Genomic DNA, 19,709 nt, shown 5'->3' with positions numbered 1-19,709 from the left:
GGTCGAGTGGCTCGGGGGTTGGGTGACTATTCGCCGTTGTGACGTTCGCCATTTGCCCGGGTGCGGGGGCGTCGTGGTTGCTCGCGCCCCGCGGCGGAGCCGCACATCGATACCGCCCCGCGCCCCTTCTCGCCGCAGTCAAGCGCCATCCATGTGGTCCAGGCGCCGGAGGATCACGCCCTCCCGCAACGCCCACGGGCAGATCTCCAGGTTCTCCACGCCGAACAAGTCCATCGCGCCCTCGGCCACCAGGGCGCCGGCCAGGAGTTGGTTGGCCCGGCCCTCGGAGACTCCGGGGAGTTCCGCGCGCTGGGCCGTGGTCATGCCGGCGAGGCGGGGGACCCAGGCCTCCAGGGACTCGCGTTTGAGTTCGCGCTGGACGTAGAGGCCCTCGGCGCTGCGGGCGGCGCCTGCGATGCGGGCCAGCTGCTTGAAGGTCTTGGAGGTGGCGACCACGTGGTCGGGGGCGCCGATGCGGCTGAATTCACCGACCGTGCGTGCTATCTCGGCGCGGACGTGGCGGCGCAGGGTGCGTACGTCGTCCGCGGTGGGCGGGTCGCCCCGCAGCCAGCCCGCGGTGAGGCGGCCCGCGCCGAGCGGGAGGGAGACGGCGGCGTCGGGTTCCTCGTCGATGCCGTAGGCGATCTCCAGGGAGCCGCCGCCGATGTCCAGGACCAGCAGCCGTCCGGCGGACCAGCCGAACCAGCGGCGTACGGCGAGGAAGGTGAGGCGGGCTTCCTCCTCGCCGGAGAGGACCTGGAGGCGGACGCCGGTCTCGTCGGCCACGCGCGCGAGGACGTCGTCGGCGTTGCCGGCCTCGCGGACGGCGGAGGTGGCGAACGGCAGGAGGTCTTCGACGCCCTTGTCCTCGGCGGCCTGGAGCGCGTCGCGTACGACGGCGATCAGCTTGTCGACGCCGTCGGTGCCGATGTGGCCGCTGCCGTCGAGCAGCTGGGCGAGTCGCAGATCGACCTTGTGCGAATGTGCGGGCAGCGGGCGGGCACCGGGGTGCGCGTCCACCACCAGCAGATGCACCGTGTTCGAACCCACGTCCAGGACACCGAGTCTCATATAGGGAACGCTACTGCCAGATCGCCGGTCCTCGTTCCCCGGAGCGGTCCTGGGCCACTTACCCTGGACGCGTGCCAAAGACGAAAAAGGCGAAGGCCGACAAATCCTCCAAGGGATCGAAGGATTCAGCGAAGGGTTCGGTGAAGGATTCTTCGCAGGTGAAGGCGGACAGGAAGGCCCCGAAGGTGAGCGACGAGAAGGGGCTCGACTTCGCGCGCGCGTGGGTGGAGTTTCCGGATCCGGCGGACGACGAACAGGTCTTCCGGTGCGATCTGACATGGCTGACCTCTCGCTGGAACTGCATTTTCGGCAGCGGCTGCCAGGGCATTCAGGCGGGCCGCGCGGACGACGGCTGCTGCTCGCTGGGCGCGCACTTCTCCGACGAGGACGACGAGAAGCGGGTCGCCGAGCATGTGGCACGGCTCACCCCGGAGATCTGGCAGCACCATGCCGAAGGCACGCGCGACGGCTGGGTGTCGGAGGACGACGAGGGGTCCCGGCAGACGCGGCCCTTCCAGGGGTCGTGCATCTTCCAGAACCGGCCGGGGTTCGCGGGCGGCGCGGGCTGCTCGCTGCACATCCTCGCCCTGAAGGAGGGCCGGGAGCCGCTGGAGACCAAGCCGGACGTGTGCTGGCAGCTGCCGATCCGGCGGACCTACGACTGGATCGACCGGCCGGACGACACCCGCGTGCTCCAGGTGTCCATCGGTGAGTACGACCGCCGGGGCTGGGGTCCGGGCGGCCACGACCTGCACTGGTGGTGCACGTCGGCGACGTCGGCGCACGGTGCGGGCGAGCCGGTGTACGTCTCCTACCGGGCCGAGCTGACCGAGCTGATGGGCAAGGCCGGCTACGACCGTCTGGTCGAGCTGTGCGAGGCGCGACTGGCGTCGCAGCTGCCGATGGTCGCACCGCACCCCGCCGACCCGGCGCCGTAACTCCGGCGCCACTCCTAGGGTCTTTCGTTTGGATCAGGCCGGATCAGGGAGCGGGGCCTGGTGCGTGCAGCTGCAAGGCGGAGGAGGGAGTCAACGCGGCGCGTTGGCGACTGACGACAACGCCGCTGGGGGTCCCCCCTCTGGGGGAGTGCGTGCCAGGCCCCGCGAGCCCGGCGTGATCCGAACGAGAGGCCCTAGCTGCCCGACGGGCTGGGCGTCCCGCTGTCGGACGGGGAGGGGGTCGGGGTCGGGGGGTCGGACGGGGGCGGGTCCGTGGGAGGGGTGCTCGGGTCGGTCGGGGTCGGGGACTGGCTGGTCGGCGAATCGCTGGGGGTGGACGGCGGGGGCGTCGGGCCGGAGCTTGAGGTCGTGGGCGGCGGGGTCGCGGGCGGCGGGGTCGCGGGGCCGCTGGGGGCGGTGCCGTAGCCGTCGATGGAGACGACGGCGCCGGCCGGGGCGATGGCCACCTGGGCGTGCCAGTGACCGGAGGGCTCGCGCAGATGGTCGACGTACACCTTGATCGTCAACGTGTCGCCGGGCGCCAGGGTGCCCGAGGACTGGCTGAGGTAGAGCCAGGCCGCCGTGGTGGTCGCGGACCAGCGGACCGGTGAGGGGCCCGAGGCGGTGAGGGTGATCAGCGTGGTGTCGCCGTCGTTCCCGGCGTCGACCGTGAGGTGTCCGGCGCCCTTCCTGTCCGCTCCGGTGATGCCGATGACCTCGACCGAGACATCCGCCTTGCCGTCCTTGCCGAGCCGGGCGCCGGGCTTCACGCGCGCGTTGCCGGCGTTCTCGTAGCCGCCGGACGTGTCGCCGCCGAGCGCCTCGGCACCCCGGGCCTCGCGCGCGGTGGCGGTGTGGCCGTCCTCCTCCCCGGCCGGTGAGCCCCGGTATGCGGCCCACAGGGCGAGCACGGGCGCGGCGACGACGGTGGCGACGACGGTCGTGGTGACGGCACGCGCGCGGATGCGGTCGCGGCGGGCCGCGCGGTCCTTGGGGTCCATCGGGAAGCCGCGCCGGTCGAAGCGGGGGACGGCCGCGCGCGGGTGGTTCGCGAGCGCGGCGTGCAGGTCCGCTCGAGGCGCCTCCAGCACGGGCAGTTCGGCGGGGGTGACCGTGGCGCCGGGCCACTGGCCGGTGACGGCGCGCTCGGCCGTGCGGCGGCAGCGCGGGCAGTCGTCCACGTGCCGGACCAGTTCGCGGCGCAGGGCGGTGCTGAGGACGAGGCGGCTGTCGCCGGTGAGGTGCGCCACGCTCGGACAGCTGCCGGCCTCGACCACGGCGAGGGCCGCGCTGGTCCGCTCGACCTCGCAGGCGGCGGAGGCGAGCAGTTCGCGGGCGGTGGCGGGTTCCATGCCGAGGACGGCGGCGACCTCGTGGGGGTCGAGGTGGTGGCGGACGGCGAGTTCCAGCGCCTCGCGCTGCTCGGGGCTCGTGCCGGCGGCCTCCGGCCAGGCGAGCAGGGCGAGTTCGCGGCGCCGCTGGTCCTCGGTCTCGGGGGCGAGGGGCGGATCGGGGACGTGTTTCCCGGCGGGGGCTTTTCCGTTGGAGGCCTTCCCGGCGGGGGCGCGGCCCGCCGCGTGGGTGGCCTGACGTTTCTGCTTGGCCTCGGCCAGCTTGCGCAGGCACGCCCAGCGGGCCAGCGCGTACAGCCAGGCCCTGCGGTCACCGGCCGCCTCCGGGACGCGCTGCCCGCGCCGCTCGGCCAGCGCGAGGACGTCCCCGAGGGCGGCGGTGGCGGCGTCGTGGTCGCACAGCACGGACAGGCAGTAGGTGAACAGACCGTCCAGGTACGGCTCGTAGCGCGCGGGCGTGCGCTGGGCGAGGGTGCGCGCGGCGGCGCGGTCGCGCGCCTCACGGTGTGCCCGGTGCGCCCGGTGCGCGCCGGTCGTGCGGGTCGTGGTCTCCGGCCTGCTGCTCATCACCCGTGCGACCGTAGGCGGCGGCGGAGTGCCCGTTCTGGCACCTTGAGCACTTTTAATCCGTACGGGTGAAACGATCCCTCATAAGAGGACACGAGGGCCGAATTCGGTGGCTCGATTCCGCTGGATGGTGGCCGGTTCAGGGTCCTTCGAAGGACGGCGGGGCGAGGAGGTCGAGGCTTCCGGGGAGGGGTGCCTCGGGGTCGTCGTAGAGGAGGGACAGCTGCTGGTTGTCGGGTGCGTCCCGACGGTCTCGCCAGAGTTGGACGGGCAGCTCCGCCAGGCCCCTGCACCGCAAGACCAGCGCCCTCGCCAGGGCGAACCGGTCCATGCACTCCGGACCGCAGTTGCCCGGGTGCGGCAGCGTGCTCCACAGGACGGCACCGTGCCCCGCCCTGATCAGCCGGGACATGAGCCGCCGGCCCGCGCCCTGGCTCACCGGACCGCAGAGGCAAGGGATCTGGCCGGCCGGGACCGAGGAGAACCGCCAGGAGCCGCTGCCCAGCGGGGTGTGGACGGCATCGAGCCGGCCGGCGTCGCGCAGGCTCTGCCAGTGGCGCAGCCGGTTCTCCTCCAGGGCCCCCCGCCCGAGGCCACGGATCGTCACCGGGCGCTGCTCGCCGAGGCGCCCGGCTGCGGACCCGGCCGTCCACGTATGCGGAGCCGAGTCGAAGTACTCCAGAGGAAGGGTGACTTCGAGCGGGACCGGGCGCTCCGGCAGGTCGCAGGAGCGGACGAAGGCGGCCAGCTGCTCGCCCATGGATCCGCCCAGCTGCATCCGGGGCACGGGAGCGCGTTCGGTGCCCTGCGCCAGCGCGGTCGGGAGGGAGTCCCTGACCACGCGCAGTGTCCAGTGCGCCCGCGTGGACCATGCCCCGCGTTCCACGTCCAGCTGGACCCGGAGGTCGGCCTCGGCCGCGCGCCGCCGCCGGTCCTCCGCGTAACTGCGGGTGCTCCGGGCCCGCACGGTGTCGCCGGCGGCGGCGAACGCCTGCTCGCTGATGTTCCAGGCGGCCTCGGCCTCCGAGGCGAGCCCCAGGTTCTCCCGGGCCCGTGCCACGACCTCCCAGGCGCGCGCCAGGGCGTGCTGGTCGCGCAGGGCCGTGAAATCGCGCATGACCCGCTCCGCGGTGCCGACGGCCGCCTCGGCCATGCCGGACCGGCTCAGCGCCTCGGCCCGGTACAGGTCGGCGCGCGCCGCCCCCGGCTGGTCACCGAGGGACCGGAACTCGTTGACGGCGGCGTACAGCGCCGCCAGCGCCTGCTGGTCGTCGCCTCTGTGGAGCAACGCCACGCCCTCGTGCATGAGCGCCTCGGCCTCGCCCCGCCGGTCCCCGACGCGGCGCAGTTCCCGGATCGCCTGCTGGAACGCGGCATGGGCGTTGTCCCAGTCGCTCTGTTCGGCACGCACCTGCCCCAGCGCGTCGTACGCCTTGGCGCAGCCCCTGAGGTCGGCGAGATCCTCGTAGAGGGCGAGCGCCCGCACATGGGAGTCGGCCGCCTCGTCGAGCAGGCCGAGGCCGCTCAGGGCGGCCCCGTGCAGGTTCCACAGGGGCGCCGCGCGGTGGCGGCTCCAGTCCGACTGCAGCCCCGCGAGGCAGCACCGGCGGCTGTCCTCGAAGCGCCGGCGCCAGTTGAGGTGGGCGCCGAGGTGCAGGGCGAGTTCGGCGGCCTGGTCGGCGTACGGCCCCTGGCTGTCCTCCAGCACCAGGGCGAGCAGGGTCGGGTGTTCCCCGTCCAGCCAGTCGAGGGCGCTGCTCCAGCCGTCGCGCGGCTCGACGGAGTCCTCGGCATCGCTCAGGCCGAGCGCCCGGACGGCGCCCCGGGTCCGCTGGACGCAGTAGCCGAGCAGGAGCTGCCGTGCCGAGGTCACCTCCTCGTCCGCGATGTGCCGCCCCGGGCTCTGCCGGACGTACGACCGCACCAGCGCCGGCATCCTCCAGCGTCCGCCGGCCTGGTTCCGCTCGACCAGGCCGGCGGCCTCCAGGCGGGCGAGGGACGCCTCCAGTCCGGTGGTGCCCATGCCGAGGAGCAGCTCCGGGTGGGCGTCCTCGCCGGGAACGACGGCCAGCAGGCGCAGCGCCCGCTCCTCGTCGGGTGCCAGATGCGCGAACTCGGCGTCGTACGTGCGCCGCAGCTCGCCGAAGTGGTGGAAAACCCCGCCCGCCCGCTCGACGGCCGCCCGGACCTCCGGTAGGGGGGCGGACGAGCGGGCTACGAGTTCCAGGGCCTGCGGTACCCGGCCGCACAGCTCGGCGAGTGCTGTCGCCGCTTCGGGGTCCGTGGCCTGGGGATCCAGCAGCTCGGCCGCGGCGCGGGGGGACAGCGGGTTCAGTCGCACGGGGTCCGGGCCGGCGGGGCTGCGGTGCCTTGAGGTGACCAGCGTGTGGAAGCCGTACTCCTGGGTGGAGTTCCACGGGGTCGGTCCGTCGTCGGGATCCACACCGTCGAAGAGGAACAGGGCGGGCCCGATTCCGGACTGCGTCACGGTCAAGGCGTGTCGCGCCCTCTCGTACGAATCCGGCTCACCGGGGAGGAAGTAGATCCCGCCGGGATACCAGCCCCGTGCCTCGGCCTGCTCGGCGGCGGCCACGGCGAGCGCGGTCTTGCCGATGCCGGGGATGCCGGTCACGGCCGTGGCGCGGCCTGCCGTCTCCGGGTTCAACAGCTCCACCAGCCGCGCGAGTTCCTCCTCCCGGCCGATGAGCAGGTCCGGAGCCGGCGGTGGCACGGACGGCAGCGCGGCGAGCAGCGACACGACCGCGTCCACCGCCAGTCGCGCCGCGATGTCGTCCACGGCGCAGATGCCGAGGTGTTCGACGCGCAGACCGTACATGGTCATGAAAGACGGATGCTGATCCGCATAGAGGACCGCGTACGGGCCCCCCGGGCGGACTCGTTCGACAGCACGGGAGGTTCGCAGTTCCCCGAACCGCACCCTCCCGTACAGAACCGCACGGGTGACCGACCGCAGCCACGCGGACGGCCCCGAGTACCTCGGGACCGTTTCGACCTTGTCCGCCACGAGGACGTCGCTGGGCAGCATCCCGCCCGGACGCCCCGGCACGACCGACACCGCGAGCGAGACGCGGAACTCACGGATGGCGGACGCGGTGTCCGCGACATTCCCCCCGCCGAGCATCTCGCCCCTCAGCAGCACCACCCGCCACCCGGTGTCCGACAGCCGCCCGACCTCCACCGAACTGCCGTACGTATACCGCCGCGGTTCTCCCTCCAGCCCCTCGACCCGGCTCCGCACCAACCGGTACAGCTCCTCGGAGCCGGGCGCGATCAACACGGTCGGGCCCGTCCGCCCCGAGTCCAGCCCCTCCGCCCTCGGCGACACCGCAGGCTCCCCCGCCGGCCCCGGCAGCGGCACCTCCACCACGTCCAGTACAGGTGCAGCCTCCCCCGCCCCGACCCGCACCTCCAGCCGCTCGCTGCGGAACGGCACCCCGCCCGCCGTGACGAGCGTGAGCCGCAGCGCGGTCTCGCCCTCGGGGCCGCCCGCCGCGTAGGTGACGAAGCGGGCGGGGCCGTACGTCCCGCCGAAGCGGTGCAGGACCAGGGTGGTGTCCCCGACCGCCTCCACGGCGAGGCCGGACTCGGCCTCCAGGACGCAGCCGACGGCGTACTCCTCGGTGTCGTACGGCCAGGTGCCGGGCTCCGGCCCGGCGAGCTCTACGTCGACGGTGACCAGGTACTTGCGGCCGGTCTCGACCTCCTCGGGCCAGCTCACCAGCGGGCGCAGGGGTACGGCGGACGCGCTCATGTGCCGTCGCCCCCTTCCCGGCCCTCCCGGCCCGGCTTCTCCAGCGTCAGCGTGGTCCCAGGGTGCCCGAAGTAGACGTACATGAAGCCGCTGAAGAACGCCTCCAGCGCCTGTTCGACCCGGGGTTCGTCGGCGTCCTCCAGGGCCCGCTCGGCCTCGCGGGCGTAGTACGCGCGGTGCCGGGTGAGTTCCTCGGCCAGGTTGACCGGGCCGTTCCGCGCGGCCTTGCGGACCAGCCGGGCGGCGAAGTCGTGGGCGTGGACCTTGCTGACCTCCGCGACGGTGGCGATGACCGCGCCGGCGCCCCATTTGAGGAACACCTCCGCGAAGTTGCGGGGCACGGCCGCCTTGTAGCGGTCGTCGACCACCGGGCGGGCGGAGACGCAGGAGTTGATGAGGACGGCGGCCCCGGAGGCGTGCAGGGCGTACATCTTCCAGTTCAGGGACAACTGGGGGTAGGGCACGCCGCCGAGTGTGAACTGCCTGATGTCCTCGGAGTATCCGCCGTGGCAGCGCATCAGCAGCAGGCCGAAGCCGGTCCGGGTGTCCTTGAGGCGGGTGCGCAGGTCGGCCATGGTGGTCGACCGGGTGCCTATCTCGTGCTGGGCGACGCCGTCCTGGTCGACGGCGAAGTCCGGGTCCTCGTAGACCATGACGCCACCCTTGCAGTGGCGGGGCCGGGCGTCGTAGCGCCAGGCGCGGTCGCCGTCCCACACCGTGGTCCAGCGGATGACGGGGAGCACGGCGCCGAGCCAGCCGCCGGTGTCGCCGGCCGGGTCGTCGGGCGCGGGGATGCCGACAGGTTCGCGGTGCAGGAGTTCCCAGGGGATCTCGTGCGCGGTCTGGTCCCAGACGATGAGGGCCGGGTCGTCCCCCTGGCGCAGGCGGTCGACCCAGGCGGCCAGCACCGGCTGGGTCTGCCACCAGCCCTTGAGGTGCAGGTAGGTGTCGCTCCAGGTCCCGCCCTCGCTCGTGGCCCGCGCGACCAGCTGGGGTATCCCGAGGCCGGGCGGGCGGCGCGACGCCAGATGGTGGGGCCGGTTCGGGCTGGACACCCGGCCCCGGTGGTGGAAGTGCAGCCCGATGCTGGGACGGCCTTCATGGGTGATGTTTTCGACGCGCAACAGGGCGGCACCGGGCGGGAGTTCGGCCGGCAGGACGACGTCCTCGGGCGGGAACTCCAGCGGGTCCGAAGCGGCTTCGGCCTCGAACTCGGGCTCGGCCCGGTCCGTGCCGGGCGCGGGCACCGGTGTGCGGGGCTGCCCGATCCTCGCGGGCGCGAGCTCGTCCGCGGGCTGGTCCGCGTCCGCGTACAGCCGGCTGCGCAGGCTCATCGGCTCCGTCGTCATGCGGGCGCCCCCGGGGCCACGACGAGGGTGGCGCCGAGCGCCTCCGCCAGTTCGACGGGGAGGTGCGGGTACTGGTCGAGGTCCGGTGCGATGACGACCGCGCGGACCCGGTTCAGGGTGGCCGCCGTGGCCGCCACCCGCAGCGCGTCGGCGACGCCCTCCCGGCGCACCCCGCTCGGCACCCGCCCCCGCAGGCTCGCGTCCAGCGGTACGTTGCCCCGGCCGTCGGTGGCGACGACGAACAGGACCTCGTCGACCACCGCCCGGCCCCGGCGCAGGTACCGGCGCAGTTCCTGCACGGCCAGGTCGAGGGCGTGGGCGAGCGGGCTGGCGGTGCCGGGGGGCCGGTCGAAGGCGGCGAGGAGGGCCGGGTCGAGCAGCGAGGGCACCCGCACGCGTTCCGCGCACAGCTCGTCCTCCGCGCCCGCGTGCCCGAACTCCACGACGGTGACGGCGGCGTTGGTCGCATAGGCCCAGCGCAGGCAGGGGGCGAGCGCGGGCGCGCGGTCCCAGTCGCGGCAGGAGTGGTCGAGGACCAGGACCAGGGCGTGCGCGGGCTCCGGACGACGGCGGTACTGGCGCAGGTCGGCGGGGCCGAGGCGGAGCGGCCGGGTCCGCGTCTCGGGCTCGGACAGCCGGGACTTGGCGGCCTCGACGAGGCTCGGGACGAGCGCGAGGTCGTGGACGTCCCGGGCGCGCATGGTGCCGTTCGGGCGGCCGTGCCGGCGCAGGGCGGCGCCCCGGCGGCGGGTCGCCGGGCGCAGCGAGCCGAGCTGCGGGACCGCGTCCGCGGAGTCCTCCGGGTACGGCGAGTCCTGGGGGTAGGGCGACGGCGGGGCGGCCGGCGGCTGCGGGGTCACCGGTACGGCCGTGAGGGGGCGGGGCGGCGCGGGAACGGCGACCGGGGTGGGTACGGGGGCGGTGGGGCCGGGCGGCTGTGCCGCGGGCTCCTCGGTGGGCTCCGGCGGGGCGTCCGGGCCGAAGGTGCGGCGGGGCGGCGCCTCCGGGCGGGGCGGGAGCGGTGCGATGCCCAGCAGGACGGCGGCCTGCCGGAGGTGGTGGACGTCGGCCCGCGGGTCCCCGGCGCGGGCCGCGAGGGCGCGGGCACAGCGGGCGAGGGCGAGGCCCCGGCGCAGGCCGCTGTCCGGGGGCACGAGGTCGGTCGCGAGCGCGGCGGCTTCCGGGGTGAGGGCGGGGGACGGCCCGCCCGCCGGGACGTACGGCAGGGTGGGCAGCGCCGCCACGAGCTTGTCCCGATCGGCGGGCAGGTCCCAGAAACCGTCGGTGCCGAGGCTCCACAGCGCGTCGTTGAGCGCCTCCGCCGCGACCCGCACCGGGAACCGGTCCAGCAGGTGCGGGGAGAGCCCGGCGGCCTCGGCGCGGCCGGTGGCCGCGAGCCAGTGCGCGCGGGGGCGCCAGCGCAGGCTGTGGCCGTGCATCTCCACGTGGGCCGCCTCGGCACCGATCAGGCTGACGGCGGCCCGTACGACAGCGGGGCCGGCCTGGCCGAGATCGGGGACGAGAAGCACCGGGGGCGGGGCGCCGGCCCCCTCCACCAGCAGCCCCGGCACCAGCCGGAACCCGTCGTCGTCCAGCCGTGGCCGCAGCCACAGCTCCTCCTCCCCGAGCCAGGACCCCAGGGTGCGCACGGGAGCGCCGGTACCGCTGTGGGCGGCCAGCCAGGCGCCGAGGACGGGCAGGAAGCCGGGGTCGAGCCCGAGGAAGAGGACGCCGCCCGCGCCGGGTTCGGTGGCCAGGCAGGCGAGGACGGCCAAGGCACGACCGATCGGGTCCTGGTGACCGCCGTCGTCGCGGGAGGTCGAGCCCGGCGGGCCACCGCCGTCCTTGCCGGTCCGGTCCGGCATCGTCAGGTCCGGCATCGTCAGAACGCGGGGCCCACGAGCAGGTTCCACACCAGGACGTCGTCCTCCTCGGTCCACGCCGGAAGGGTGCCCGTGTCGCCCCGCCCGCGGCGGTGGACGAGGGCCGGTTTGGCGACCCGGCGTACGTGCTCGACGGTGGCCTGTCCGGCGTCCTCGATCGCGGCGAGGGCGCGGGCGGCCCGCAGCAGGACGATCTCCCCGCGGTGACCGGCGAGCCCGAAGCCCTCGGCGAGTGCGGCGCAGCCGGCGTAGACGTCGGGGCCGCAGGCGATGGTGCCGAGGCGGTCGCGCGCGGCGTTGAGCGTGGCCCGCTTCTCGGCGTCCGCGCGGCGCGCCTCGGCTATGAACTCCGAGTCGGGGTCCTCGCGTTCGGCCTCGAAGCGCAGGACGGTCTCCACGATCCGCCGCCGCTGCCGCGCGTCGCTCTCGGACTCCACCACGGCCACCAGCCCGAAACGGTCGAGGAGTTGGGGGCGCAGCCCGCCCTCGTCCGGGTTCATGGTGCCCACCAGCGTGAAGTCCACGTGCCGGGTCTGCTCGGAGCGGTGGTCGCGTTCCAGGGAGAGGATGCCGGTGGAGGCGGCGTCCAGGATGATGTTGACCAGGTAGTCGTCGAGCAGGTTGATCTCGTCCACGTACAGCATGCGGGCCTCGGACCGGGACGCCTGCACCAGCAGCCCCTCGGACCTGAGCGCGGTGCCGCCCATCAGCTCTTTGATCCGCCAGCCGCCCAGCACCCGGTCGTCGGTGGCGCCGATCGGCATCGTCACGGGCAGCCCGCCGACGGCCATCTTCGTGAAGGCGCGCACGGTGGTCGTCTTGGCGGTGCCGCGCTGGCCGGTGGCGAGCACGCCCCCGACGGCCGGGCAGACGTAGGCGATCTCCAGCGCGGTGCGCAGTTCCTCCTGGCCGACTATGAGGTCGTACGGCAGGACGGTCGCGAGCGCGGCGGCCTCCTGGGCGGCGGCTTCGCGGGCGTACTCGTCCCACGGGTCGTCCGACGGGCCGTGGTCGTCGTGCCCGACGTGTTCGCCCCGCTCGTCCGTGTCGGGCGTCTCGTCCATCATCACTGTCCCTGTCCGCGTGCCTGTCCACGTGCCTGTCCGCCGGTCGTGCCCTGGTTCGCGCCAGGCGGGTCCGCCGAGGCCGACGAGTCGTGGGTGTACTGGAAGCCGGGCGGCAGGGGTACGCCCTGGCGCCACAGGTCGCACCAGGCCGCCGCGACGCGCTGTTCGTCCGCCGGGGCCCCGGGGAGTCCGACGGCCAAGGCCCGCAGCAGCGCGAACCGGTGCAGGTCGAAGGCCACGTGCAGGGACTCCCCGTAGGCGAGCGCCGCCTGCACCGCGCCCCGGTAGGCGAGCCACGCCGTCGCCAGGGGGATCAGGGCCAGCAGCAGCCCCCAGCCCGTGCGGGCGAGCAGGACGGCCGCGACCACGCCGGCGACGGCCGCGGTCGCGGCCATCCGGGCCGCGCCGTCCACGGTGTCCCGGCGGTCGTCCACGATCGCCCGGGTCTGCTCGCCGAGCAGCGGGTAGAGCCGGGGCCAGGCGACCACCGCGTCGTACCCGAACTCCCGCCCCGCGGTGTCCTCGGCGGCGGCCAGCGCGTTGCCGAGGGCGGTGGGGCGCACCAGGTGGTCGGGAAGGGGGTAGCGGCGGCGCAGTTCGCTGCCCGCGACCCCGGCGCGCTGGACTGTGTCGGGCGGGAGGGCGAGCGCGGTGGGGGCGGGGAGGCCGTGCGACTGCGGAGGGGGGACGGGCCCGATGGCGGGCAGCTCGGCCCGGCGTTTCCACTTCGCCCGGCGGGCCAGCTGACGGCGGCGGGCCCAGCCCGAGCCCAGCCGCTCGGGCCAGCCCCCTTCGAGGAGCCGGACCAGGGAGGTCTGCAGCGGGGCGAGCAGGACGGCGGCGAGCGTGACGCCGATCAGCAGCAGGAGCGTCTGCCCCACGCCCAGGGAGCCCGCGGTCTTCCACGCGCGCGCGGTGCTCAGGTGGCCTCCGGCCGGGCTCTTCCAGCCGCGGGCCCCGGCCCAGACCAGCAGGAGGATGTAGAAGACGGCGGCGTACGTCGGCAGGTATCCCACCTGGTAGAAGCGCCGCCCGCTCCCGAGCCCGGACGGCGGCTGCAGCGCGTCGTTCAGCTTCATCGCACCAGCTCCATGACGCCGTGGCCGTTCGGGCACCCGGGCAGCTCCCGGACGTCGTAGTAGGCGGTCGCCTTCCGGGCCCCGCACACCCGGCACACGAACTGCAGGGCGCGGTACTGCGTGGACACGCCGAGCAGGCCGGCCCGGTCGCCGGCGCCTAACTCGGGGGCGGGTGCGGGGGCGGGGGGCGCGGCGGTCTCTTGGGCCCGCCACAGACGCGTGCGCCCGCTGATCCCGATCAGTGCGGTGTCTTCAGGCTGCCCTTTGAGCAGGAGGGCGACGCCCCGGCAGCCGGGGTCGGCCCTGAAGAGCGATTCGAGGAGCTGCGCGACCACGGGGGCGCGCTCCTCATCAGGGTCGACACGGAGGGAGTTCTGGTACGTGGTCAAGCCGGGGTCGAGAAGTCCGCCATAGACCTCGCGCGCATACGCGATCCGGTCCTCGTCGCCCGGCACGTGCCCCTCCGCCCCCTGCTGTGGGCCGCTCCACGACCGCCCCGACGTGGAGTTCTGCAGCGCCGATTGTAGGGAGATCCCCCGCCCGGGGAAGGCGCATTGCCCCAATCCGAGGGCCGCGCCTCACCCGCACAGCCGAGGCGTTGTCAGTGGGCTCGGCTACGGTTTCCGCATGGCTGCCCGTTCCAAGACCACCAAGGACCGCCCGTCCTACCGCTGCACGGAGTGCGGCTGGCAGACGGCCAAGTGGCTCGGGCGGTGTCCCGAGTGCCAGGCCTGGGGCACGGTCGAGGAGTACGGCGCGCCCGCGGTGCGTACGACGACCCCGGGCCGCGTGACGACGTCCGCGCTGCCCATCAGCCAGGTCGACGGCCGCCAGGCCACCGCCCGCGCCACCGGCGTGCCGGAGCTGGACCGGGTGCTCGGCGGCGGTCTGGTGCCCGGCGCGGTCGTGCTGATCGCGGGCGAGCCCGGCGTCGGCAAGTCCACCCTGCTGCTGGACGTGGCGGCCAAGGCGGCGAGCGCGGAGCGCCCCACCCTGTACGTGACCGGCGAGGAGTCGGCGAGCCAGGTGCGGCTGCGCGCCGACCGCATCGGTGCCCTGCACGACCACCTGTACCTGGCCGCCGAGACCGATCTGGCCGCCGTCCTCGGCCACTTGGACGAGGTCAAGCCGTCGCTGCTGATCCTCGACTCGGTGCAGACGGTGGCCTCCCCGGAGATCGACGGCGCGCCCGGCGGCATGGCCCAGGTGCGGGAGGTGGCCGGGGCGCTGATCCGCGCGTCCAAGGAGCGCGGGATGTCCACGCTCCTCGTGGGCCACGTCACCAAGGACGGCGCGATCGCGGGCCCCCGCCTCCTGGAACACCTGGTGGACGTCGTCCTGCATTTCGAGGGCGACCGGCACGCGCGCCTGCGTCTGGTCCGGGGCGTGAAGAACCGCTACGGCGCCACGGACGAGGTCGGCTGCTTCGAGCTGCACGACGAGGGCATCACGGGCCTCGCCGACCCCAGCGGGCTCTTCCTGACCCGGCGCGACGAACCGGTCCCCGGCACCTGCCTGACGGTCACCCTGGAGGGCCGCCGCCCGCTGGTCGCGGAGGTGCAGGCGCTGACCGTGGACTCCCAGATCCCCTCCCCGCGCCGCACCACCTCGGGCCTGGAGACCTCCCGCGTGTCGATGATGCTCGCGGTGCTGGAGCAGCGCGGCCGGATCAGCGCGCTCGGCAAGCGGGACATCTACTCCGCGACGGTGGGCGGCGTGAAGCTGTCGGAGCCGGCCGCCGACCTGGCGATCGCCCTCGCCCTCGCCTCGGCGGCCAGCGACACCCCGCTGCCCAAGAACCTGGTGGCCATCGGTGAGGTGGGCCTCGCGGGCGAGGTGAGACGGGTCACGGGCGTGCAGCGCAGGCTCGCCGAGGCGCACCGGCTGGGCTTCACGCACGCACTGGTGCCGGGCGATCCGGGCAAGGTCCCGCCCGGGATGAAGGTCATGGAAGTCGCCGACATGGGGGACGCGCTCAGGGTGCTGCCGCGCTCCCGTCGCCGAGAGGCCCCGCGGGAGCCGGAGGAGCGCCGGTAGACTTTGCCCAGGTCTCGCCCGTCCGTACGAACCGCGTGCGGTAGCGGGGGCGCGTCAGAACCTGCGACCGGAGGAGTGCAGTGGCAGCCAACGACCGGGCAACGGCTCCCGGAAAGTCCGGTGGGAGTGCCGGTTCCGATCGCCTGATGCGCGCCTCGCTGAGCGCCGTGGCTCCTGGTACGCCGTTGCGCGACGGCCTGGAGCGGGTCCTGCGCGGCAACACCGGCGGGCTCATCGTCCTCGGCTCCGACAAGACGGTCGAGGCGATGTGCACGGGCGGTTTCGTCCTGGACGTCGAGTTCACCGCGACCCGGCTGCGGGAGCTGTGCAAGCTGGACGGCGGCATAGTGCTGTCGTCGGACCTGTCGAAGATCCTGCGCGCGGGCGTGCAGCTGGTCCCGGACCCGACGATCCCCACGGAGGAGACGGGCACGCGGCACCGCACGGCGGACCGGGTGAGCAAGCAGGTCGGCTTCCCTGTCGTCTCGGTCTCCCAGTCCATGCGTCTGATCGCCCTCTACGTCGACGGTCAGCGGCGGGTCCTGGAGGACTCGGCCGCGATCCTCTCCCGCGCGAACCAGGCGCTGGCCACGCTGGAGCGGTACAAGCTCCGCCTGGACGAGGTCGCGGGCACGCTGTCCGCGCTGGAGATCGAGGACCTGGTCACGGTCCGGGACGTCTCCGCGGTGGCCCAGCGGCTGGAGATGGTCCGCCGCATCGCCACCGAAATCGCCGAATACGTGGTCGAACTGGGCACCGACGGCCGTCTTCTGGCGCTCCAGCTGGAGGAGTTGATCGCCGGCGTGGAGCCCGACCGCGAACTGGTCGTGCGGGACTACGTCCCCGAGCCGACGGCAAAGCGTTCCCGCACGGTCGAAGAGGCCCTCTCCGAACTGGACGCACTCACCCACGCCGAGCTCCTGGAAATGGGCACGGTGGCGCGTGCGCTGGGCTACACCGGCTCCCCCGAGACCCTCGACTCCGCGGTGTCCCCGCGCGGCTTCCGCCTGCTCGCCAAGGTCCCCCGGCTCCCGGGCGCGATCATCGACCGCCTGGTGGAACACTTCGGCGGCCTGCAGAAGCTGCTCGCTGCGAGTGTGGATGACCTGCAGACTGTGGACGGCGTCGGAGAGGCTCGGGCGAGGAGCGTCCGCGAGGGCCTGTCGCGGCTGGCCGAGTCGTCGATCCTGGAGCGGTACGTCTGATTCGGGGCTAGTCGGCCGACAGTACGAACGACGCCTGGGTCTTCGTGAACCCCGGTGCCTTCGCCTCCAGCAGATACGTCGTACCCGTCTTCGCCGAACCCCCGGAGGGCTTCGCGCAGTGCGGAGCACTCGGCTTCCGGTCCCACTTCACCGTGTACGTGATGCTCTCCCCCGCCGGCACCCGGAACATCAGGCTCCCGGGCCCCTGCGGACAGTCGGCCGACGACCAGAACGTGTCGCCACCATCCGTCGGCGTGATCGTCAACACCGCACTCTTCGGCCCGAGATCGACCTTGCAGTCCCCGGACGACGTGTTCTTCGCGGTGAGTTGGAAGGTCGGCACCTGGTCCGGCGAGAACGAGTTGTGCAGACTGCGCAGGTTCAACGCGACTGCCCCGGCGGTGCAGTCGGGCAGCGAGGAGGACGTGGGCAGCGCGTCGGCGGCCCCGACGCCGGTCCCGCCGGAGCCGGAGCCCCCGCCGGAGCCGGAGTCCCCGCCCGAGCTGGACGAGCCGTCACTGGAACCGCCCGTGTCCTCGGAGCCGGAACCGCCGTCGGAGCCGGACGAACCGTCACCGGAACCACCGGAGCCGCCCGACTCGTCGCTCCCGCCCGGGTGTTGGCTGATGGCGGGCCCGGAGACGGACGGACCTGGAGTGATCGTGGGTGCGGGATTCTTGCCGTTGGACGCGCCCGCGTTCTTCTTGCCACCCCCGCCGCCGGCCGTGACGATCCAGGTGACCAGCAGCGCCAACACGGCGACCACCGACAGCATTACGGCCCTCCTTCGCCAGTAGATGGAGGAGGGAAGCGGCCCGACCGGATTGCGCAGAGAACCCACGCGCAAACTGTACGAGAGATCGGCGCGCTGTCTTGCGCCACCCGCCGCCCGGACCCCAACTTTTCCGGATCATCATCCCGGCAACTTCCGTGACAGTCAGGCACCTTCACCCGTGATCGCCATCCGTGATCACATTCAGTGACCGCGATGTCACCACGCCGCCGCGCCGCCACGGCCGGGCCCGCCCCAGTCGTGGCAGGATCGGAAGGCCATGACTGAGAAGCTCCACACCCCCGTGATCGCCTGGTTCGACACCCACGCCCGCGACCTCCCCTGGCGCCGCCCGGAAGCGGGCCCGTGGGGGGTGATGGTCAGCGAGTTCATGCTCCAGCAGACTCCGGTCAGCCGGGTCCTGCCGGTCTACGAGCAGTGGCTGTCCCGCTGGCCGCGCCCCGCCGACCTCGCGAAGGAGCCGCCGGGCGAGGCGGTCCGCGCCTGGGGCCGGCTCGGCTATCCGCGCCGCGCACTGCGTCTGCACGGCGCCGCGGTGGCCATAACGGAACGGCACGGCGGGGACGTACCGACGGACCACGCGCAGTTGCTGGCCCTGCCCGGCATCGGCGAGTACACGGCAGCCGCGGTGGCCTCGTTCGCGTACGGGCAGCGGCACCCGGTGCTGGACACCAACGTCCGCCGGGTCTTCGCGCGGGCGGTGACCGGGGTGCAGTACCCGCCGAACGCGACCACGGCCGCCGAGCGCAGGCTCGCCCGCGAGCTGCTGCCCGAGGACGAGGGGACGGCCGCCCGCTGGGCCGCGGCCTCCATGGAGCTGGGCGCGCTGGTGTGCACGGCGAAGAACGAGGAGTGCGCGCGCTGCCCGATCGCCGCGCAGTGCGCCTGGCGGCTGGCCGGCAAGCCGGAGCACGAGGGGCCGCCGCGCCGCGGACAGACGTACGCCGGTACCGACCGCCAGGTGCGCGGCAAGCTGCTCGCCGTACTGCGGGAGGCGCACACGCCGGTGCCGCAGGCGGTGCTGGACCGGGTCTGGCACGAGCCGGTGCAGCGCGCCCGCGCGCTCGACGGGCTCGTGACGGACGGTCTGGTGGAGCCGCTGCCGGGCGGGCGCTATCGGCTGCCGCTCACCTGACGCACTGCCAAGTCACAGCGGAACGGCCTCCGTTACAGAACACCTCACCCGGCAAAACGCACCATAAAGGGGCAAAGATAACCGCCCCCTTACCCAGGACCTACTTCCGTTACACAACCGACGGACAGCCGATTGCCAGCCGCAGGCTGCCTCGGACAACGCCGTGACAACAGCTCCGTAGCTTCTTGTGCGTGCCGGCGGACCACCGGCACAGCAGCAGGGCTTCAGGCATGAGCCGGAGAACACGGGGAACGGAGGCGGTTGATCATGGCGCAGGGCGAGGTGCTCGAATTCGAGGAGTATGTCCGCACTCGGCAGGACGCGCTGCTGCGCAGCGCCAGGCGGCTGGTGCCGGACCCCGTCGACGCCCAGGATCTGCTGCAGACCGCGCTCGTGCGGACGTACGGCCGCTGGGAGGGCATCGCGGACAAGCGGCTTGCCGACGCCTACCTGCGCCGTGTCATGATCAACACGCGGACCGAGTGGTGGCGGGCGCGCAAGCTGGAGGAGGTCCCCACCGAGCAGCTGCCCGAGGCGCCGGTCGACGACGCCACCGAGCAGCACGCGGACCGCGCGCTCCTCATGGACATCCTGAAGGTGCTGGCTCCGAAGCAGCGCAGCGTCGTCGTGCTGCGACACTGGGAGCAGATGTCCACGGAGGAGACGGCCGCCGCCCTCGGCATGTCGGCCGGTACGGTCAAGAGCACGCTGCACCGGGCGCTCGCCCGGCTCCGCGAGGAGCTGGAGGCCCGCGATCTGGACGCACGCGCGCTGGAGCGTGAGGAGCGGGAGCGTTGCGCGGCCTGACCGGGGCCGGGCCCAGTGGGGCCCGAGAGAGTTCTATGGCGGTGATCGCGGCTGCGGCCTCGGTCATCGCCCTCGCCCTTTTCGTCGCCGCGTGCAGCACCGGCGGCACCGGCGCCCGGGACGAGGGCCCGGCGCACGCCTCCGCGATGAAGGGCGCCGTCGCCGCGCCCTCGCCGAGCCCCACCGAGAGCTACCGGCAGGTGAACGCCCTGGCGCTGCTGCGGCAGGATCCGGCGGTCTCCCCGGCGATCAAGCGCGAGCTGAAGCCGTGCAGCGGCGAGGACGGATACCCGGTGAACGTCACCTACGGCGACCTGACCGGCGGACCCGTGAACGACGTCCTCGTCAACGTGGTGAGCTGCGGCGACCAGGTCGGCATCGGGGCGTATGTGTACCGGGACGAGGACGGCGCGTACAAAAATGTGTTCAAGGCCGAGGAGTCCCCGGTCTACGCGGAGATAGACGGGGCCGAGCTGACCGTGACCCAGCAGGTGTACGACACCGACGATCAGATGTCGAACCCGTCCACCGAGAACGTGATCACCTACGACTGGAGCGCGAGAGCGGGACATTTCTTCGCGAAGCACACCCACCGCACGGACTACGGCAAGGCCGGCGTGAACGCGGCCCCCGCGCCGGACAACTGACCGGCCC

15 protein-coding genes are annotated in these 19,709 nt (G+C 73.6%); 6 read left to right on the top strand and 9 right to left on the bottom strand.

The genetic code is table 11. From position 1 onward, the window contains the following. Positions 1–138 precede the first annotated feature (138 nt). Positions 139–1,071: a Ppx/GppA phosphatase family protein gene (locus tag ACWD35_RS26165; protein WP_451353728.1), complete on the bottom strand. Its 933-nt coding sequence runs from the start codon at positions 1,069–1,071 to the stop codon at positions 139–141. A 140-nt stretch (positions 1,072–1,211) separates the two neighbouring features. On the opposite strand from ACWD35_RS26165, the gene ACWD35_RS26160 reads away from it, so the two are divergent. Next, complete coding sequence (locus ACWD35_RS26160; protein ID WP_451353749.1) at positions 1,212–2,009, top strand: hypothetical protein; 798 nt, start codon at positions 1,212–1,214, stop codon at positions 2,007–2,009. Positions 2,010–2,203: 194 nt separating this feature from the next. On the opposite strand, the gene ACWD35_RS26155 is transcribed toward ACWD35_RS26160, so the two are convergent. The 7 genes from ACWD35_RS26155 to ACWD35_RS26125 all read right to left on the bottom strand — a co-directional run bounded on the left by ACWD35_RS26155 (position 2,204) and on the right by ACWD35_RS26125 (position 13,533). Then, positions 2,204–3,928, bottom strand: coding sequence for a BACON domain-containing protein (locus tag ACWD35_RS26155; RefSeq protein ID WP_451353727.1), 1,725 nt, complete (start codon positions 3,926–3,928; stop codon positions 2,204–2,206). A 139-nt stretch (positions 3,929–4,067) separates the two neighbouring features. Then, a complete protein-coding gene (locus tag ACWD35_RS26150) occupies positions 4,068–7,700 on the bottom strand; it encodes an AAA family ATPase (RefSeq protein ID WP_451353726.1) in 3,633 nt (1,210 codons plus the stop codon). Continuing rightward, a complete protein-coding gene (locus ACWD35_RS26145; protein WP_451353725.1) occupies positions 7,697–9,049 on the bottom strand; it encodes a hypothetical protein in 1,353 nt (450 codons plus the stop codon). Before ACWD35_RS26145 ends, ACWD35_RS26150 begins: the two co-directional genes overlap by 4 nt. Further along, positions 9,046–10,929 (bottom strand): hypothetical protein, encoded by a 1,884-nt coding sequence (locus ACWD35_RS26140; protein WP_451353724.1) that lies wholly within the window; start codon positions 10,927–10,929, stop codon positions 9,046–9,048. The genes ACWD35_RS26145 and ACWD35_RS26140 overlap by 4 nt, the downstream gene beginning before the upstream one ends. Positions 10,930–10,931: 2 nt before the next feature. Beyond that, entirely contained in the window at positions 10,932–11,996 is a 1,065-nt protein-coding gene (locus tag ACWD35_RS26135; RefSeq protein WP_451353723.1) for an AAA family ATPase, read from the bottom strand. A 2-nt stretch (positions 11,997–11,998) separates the two neighbouring features. Beyond that, entirely contained in the window at positions 11,999–13,078 is a 1,080-nt protein-coding gene (locus ACWD35_RS26130; protein WP_451353722.1) for a hypothetical protein, read from the bottom strand. Further along, positions 13,075–13,533 carry a hypothetical protein gene (locus ACWD35_RS26125; RefSeq protein ID WP_451353721.1) on the bottom strand — a complete coding sequence of 153 codons (459 nt, stop codon included), beginning with the start codon at positions 13,531–13,533 and terminating at the stop codon, positions 13,075–13,077. The genes ACWD35_RS26130 and ACWD35_RS26125 overlap by 4 nt, the downstream gene beginning before the upstream one ends. 172 nt (positions 13,534–13,705) lie before the next feature. Here ACWD35_RS26125 and radA point away from each other — a divergent pair, with 172 nt between their 5' ends. Both radA and disA read left to right on the top strand, forming a co-directional pair. Next, positions 13,706–15,115, top strand: a complete 1,410-nt coding sequence (gene radA, locus ACWD35_RS26120) for a DNA repair protein RadA (protein WP_451353720.1) — start codon at positions 13,706–13,708, stop codon at positions 15,113–15,115. Between the two features lie 80 nt (positions 15,116–15,195). Beyond that, positions 15,196–16,320: a DNA integrity scanning diadenylate cyclase DisA gene (gene disA, locus ACWD35_RS26115; protein WP_451353719.1), complete on the top strand. Its 1,125-nt coding sequence runs from the start codon at positions 15,196–15,198 to the stop codon at positions 16,318–16,320. 7 nt (positions 16,321–16,327) lie between these two features. Here the strand turns inward: disA and ACWD35_RS26110 are convergent, their stop codons facing one another. After that, the gene (locus tag ACWD35_RS26110) at positions 16,328–17,161 is read right to left on the bottom strand and encodes a hypothetical protein (RefSeq protein ID WP_451353718.1); all 834 of its coding nucleotides are present in this window, start codon (positions 17,159–17,161) and stop codon (positions 16,328–16,330) included. A 211-nt stretch (positions 17,162–17,372) separates the two neighbouring features. On the opposite strand from ACWD35_RS26110, the gene ACWD35_RS26105 reads away from it, so the two are divergent. From ACWD35_RS26105 to ACWD35_RS26095, 3 genes are all read left to right on the top strand, one after another. Next, positions 17,373–18,248, top strand: coding sequence for an A/G-specific adenine glycosylase (locus ACWD35_RS26105; protein WP_451353717.1), 876 nt, complete (start codon positions 17,373–17,375; stop codon positions 18,246–18,248). A 267-nt stretch (positions 18,249–18,515) separates the two neighbouring features. Beyond that, positions 18,516–19,055 (top strand): SigE family RNA polymerase sigma factor, encoded by a 540-nt coding sequence (locus ACWD35_RS26100; RefSeq protein WP_451353716.1) that lies wholly within the window; start codon positions 18,516–18,518, stop codon positions 19,053–19,055. 35 nt (positions 19,056–19,090) lie between these two features. Then, positions 19,091–19,702 (top strand): hypothetical protein, encoded by a 612-nt coding sequence (locus ACWD35_RS26095; protein WP_451353715.1) that lies wholly within the window; start codon positions 19,091–19,093, stop codon positions 19,700–19,702. Positions 19,703–19,709 lie beyond the last annotated feature (7 nt).

It is taken from the genome of Streptomyces sp. NPDC002671, assembly GCF_053592475.1.
This window is presented reverse-complemented; position numbering and strand designations above follow the sequence as displayed.

Excerpts from the sequence above, each read along its gene's own strand:
- ACWD35_RS26165 (WP_451353728.1), bottom strand. The coding sequence starts at position 1,071 with ATGAGACTCGGTGTCCTGGACGTGGGTTCGAACACGGTGCATCTGCTG.
- ACWD35_RS26155 (WP_451353727.1), bottom strand. The coding sequence starts at position 3,928 with ATGAGCAGCAGGCCGGAGACCACGACCCGCACGACCGGCGCGCACCGG.
- ACWD35_RS26150 (WP_451353726.1), bottom strand. The coding sequence starts at position 7,700 with ATGAGCGCGTCCGCCGTACCCCTGCGCCCGCTGGTGAGCTGGCCCGAG.
- ACWD35_RS26145 (WP_451353725.1), bottom strand. The coding sequence starts at position 9,049 with ATGACGACGGAGCCGATGAGCCTGCGCAGCCGGCTGTACGCGGACGCG.
- ACWD35_RS26140 (WP_451353724.1), bottom strand. The coding sequence starts at position 10,929 with ATGCCGGACCTGACGATGCCGGACCGGACCGGCAAGGACGGCGGTGGC.
- ACWD35_RS26135 (WP_451353723.1), bottom strand. The coding sequence starts at position 11,996 with ATGGACGAGACGCCCGACACGGACGAGCGGGGCGAACACGTCGGGCAC.
- ACWD35_RS26130 (WP_451353722.1), bottom strand. The coding sequence starts at position 13,078 with ATGAAGCTGAACGACGCGCTGCAGCCGCCGTCCGGGCTCGGGAGCGGG.
- radA (WP_451353720.1), top strand. The coding sequence starts at position 13,706 with ATGGCTGCCCGTTCCAAGACCACCAAGGACCGCCCGTCCTACCGCTGC.
- ACWD35_RS26105 (WP_451353717.1), top strand. The coding sequence starts at position 17,373 with ATGACTGAGAAGCTCCACACCCCCGTGATCGCCTGGTTCGACACCCAC.
- ACWD35_RS26100 (WP_451353716.1), top strand. The coding sequence starts at position 18,516 with ATGGCGCAGGGCGAGGTGCTCGAATTCGAGGAGTATGTCCGCACTCGG.
- ACWD35_RS26095 (WP_451353715.1), top strand. The coding sequence starts at position 19,091 with ATGGCGGTGATCGCGGCTGCGGCCTCGGTCATCGCCCTCGCCCTTTTC.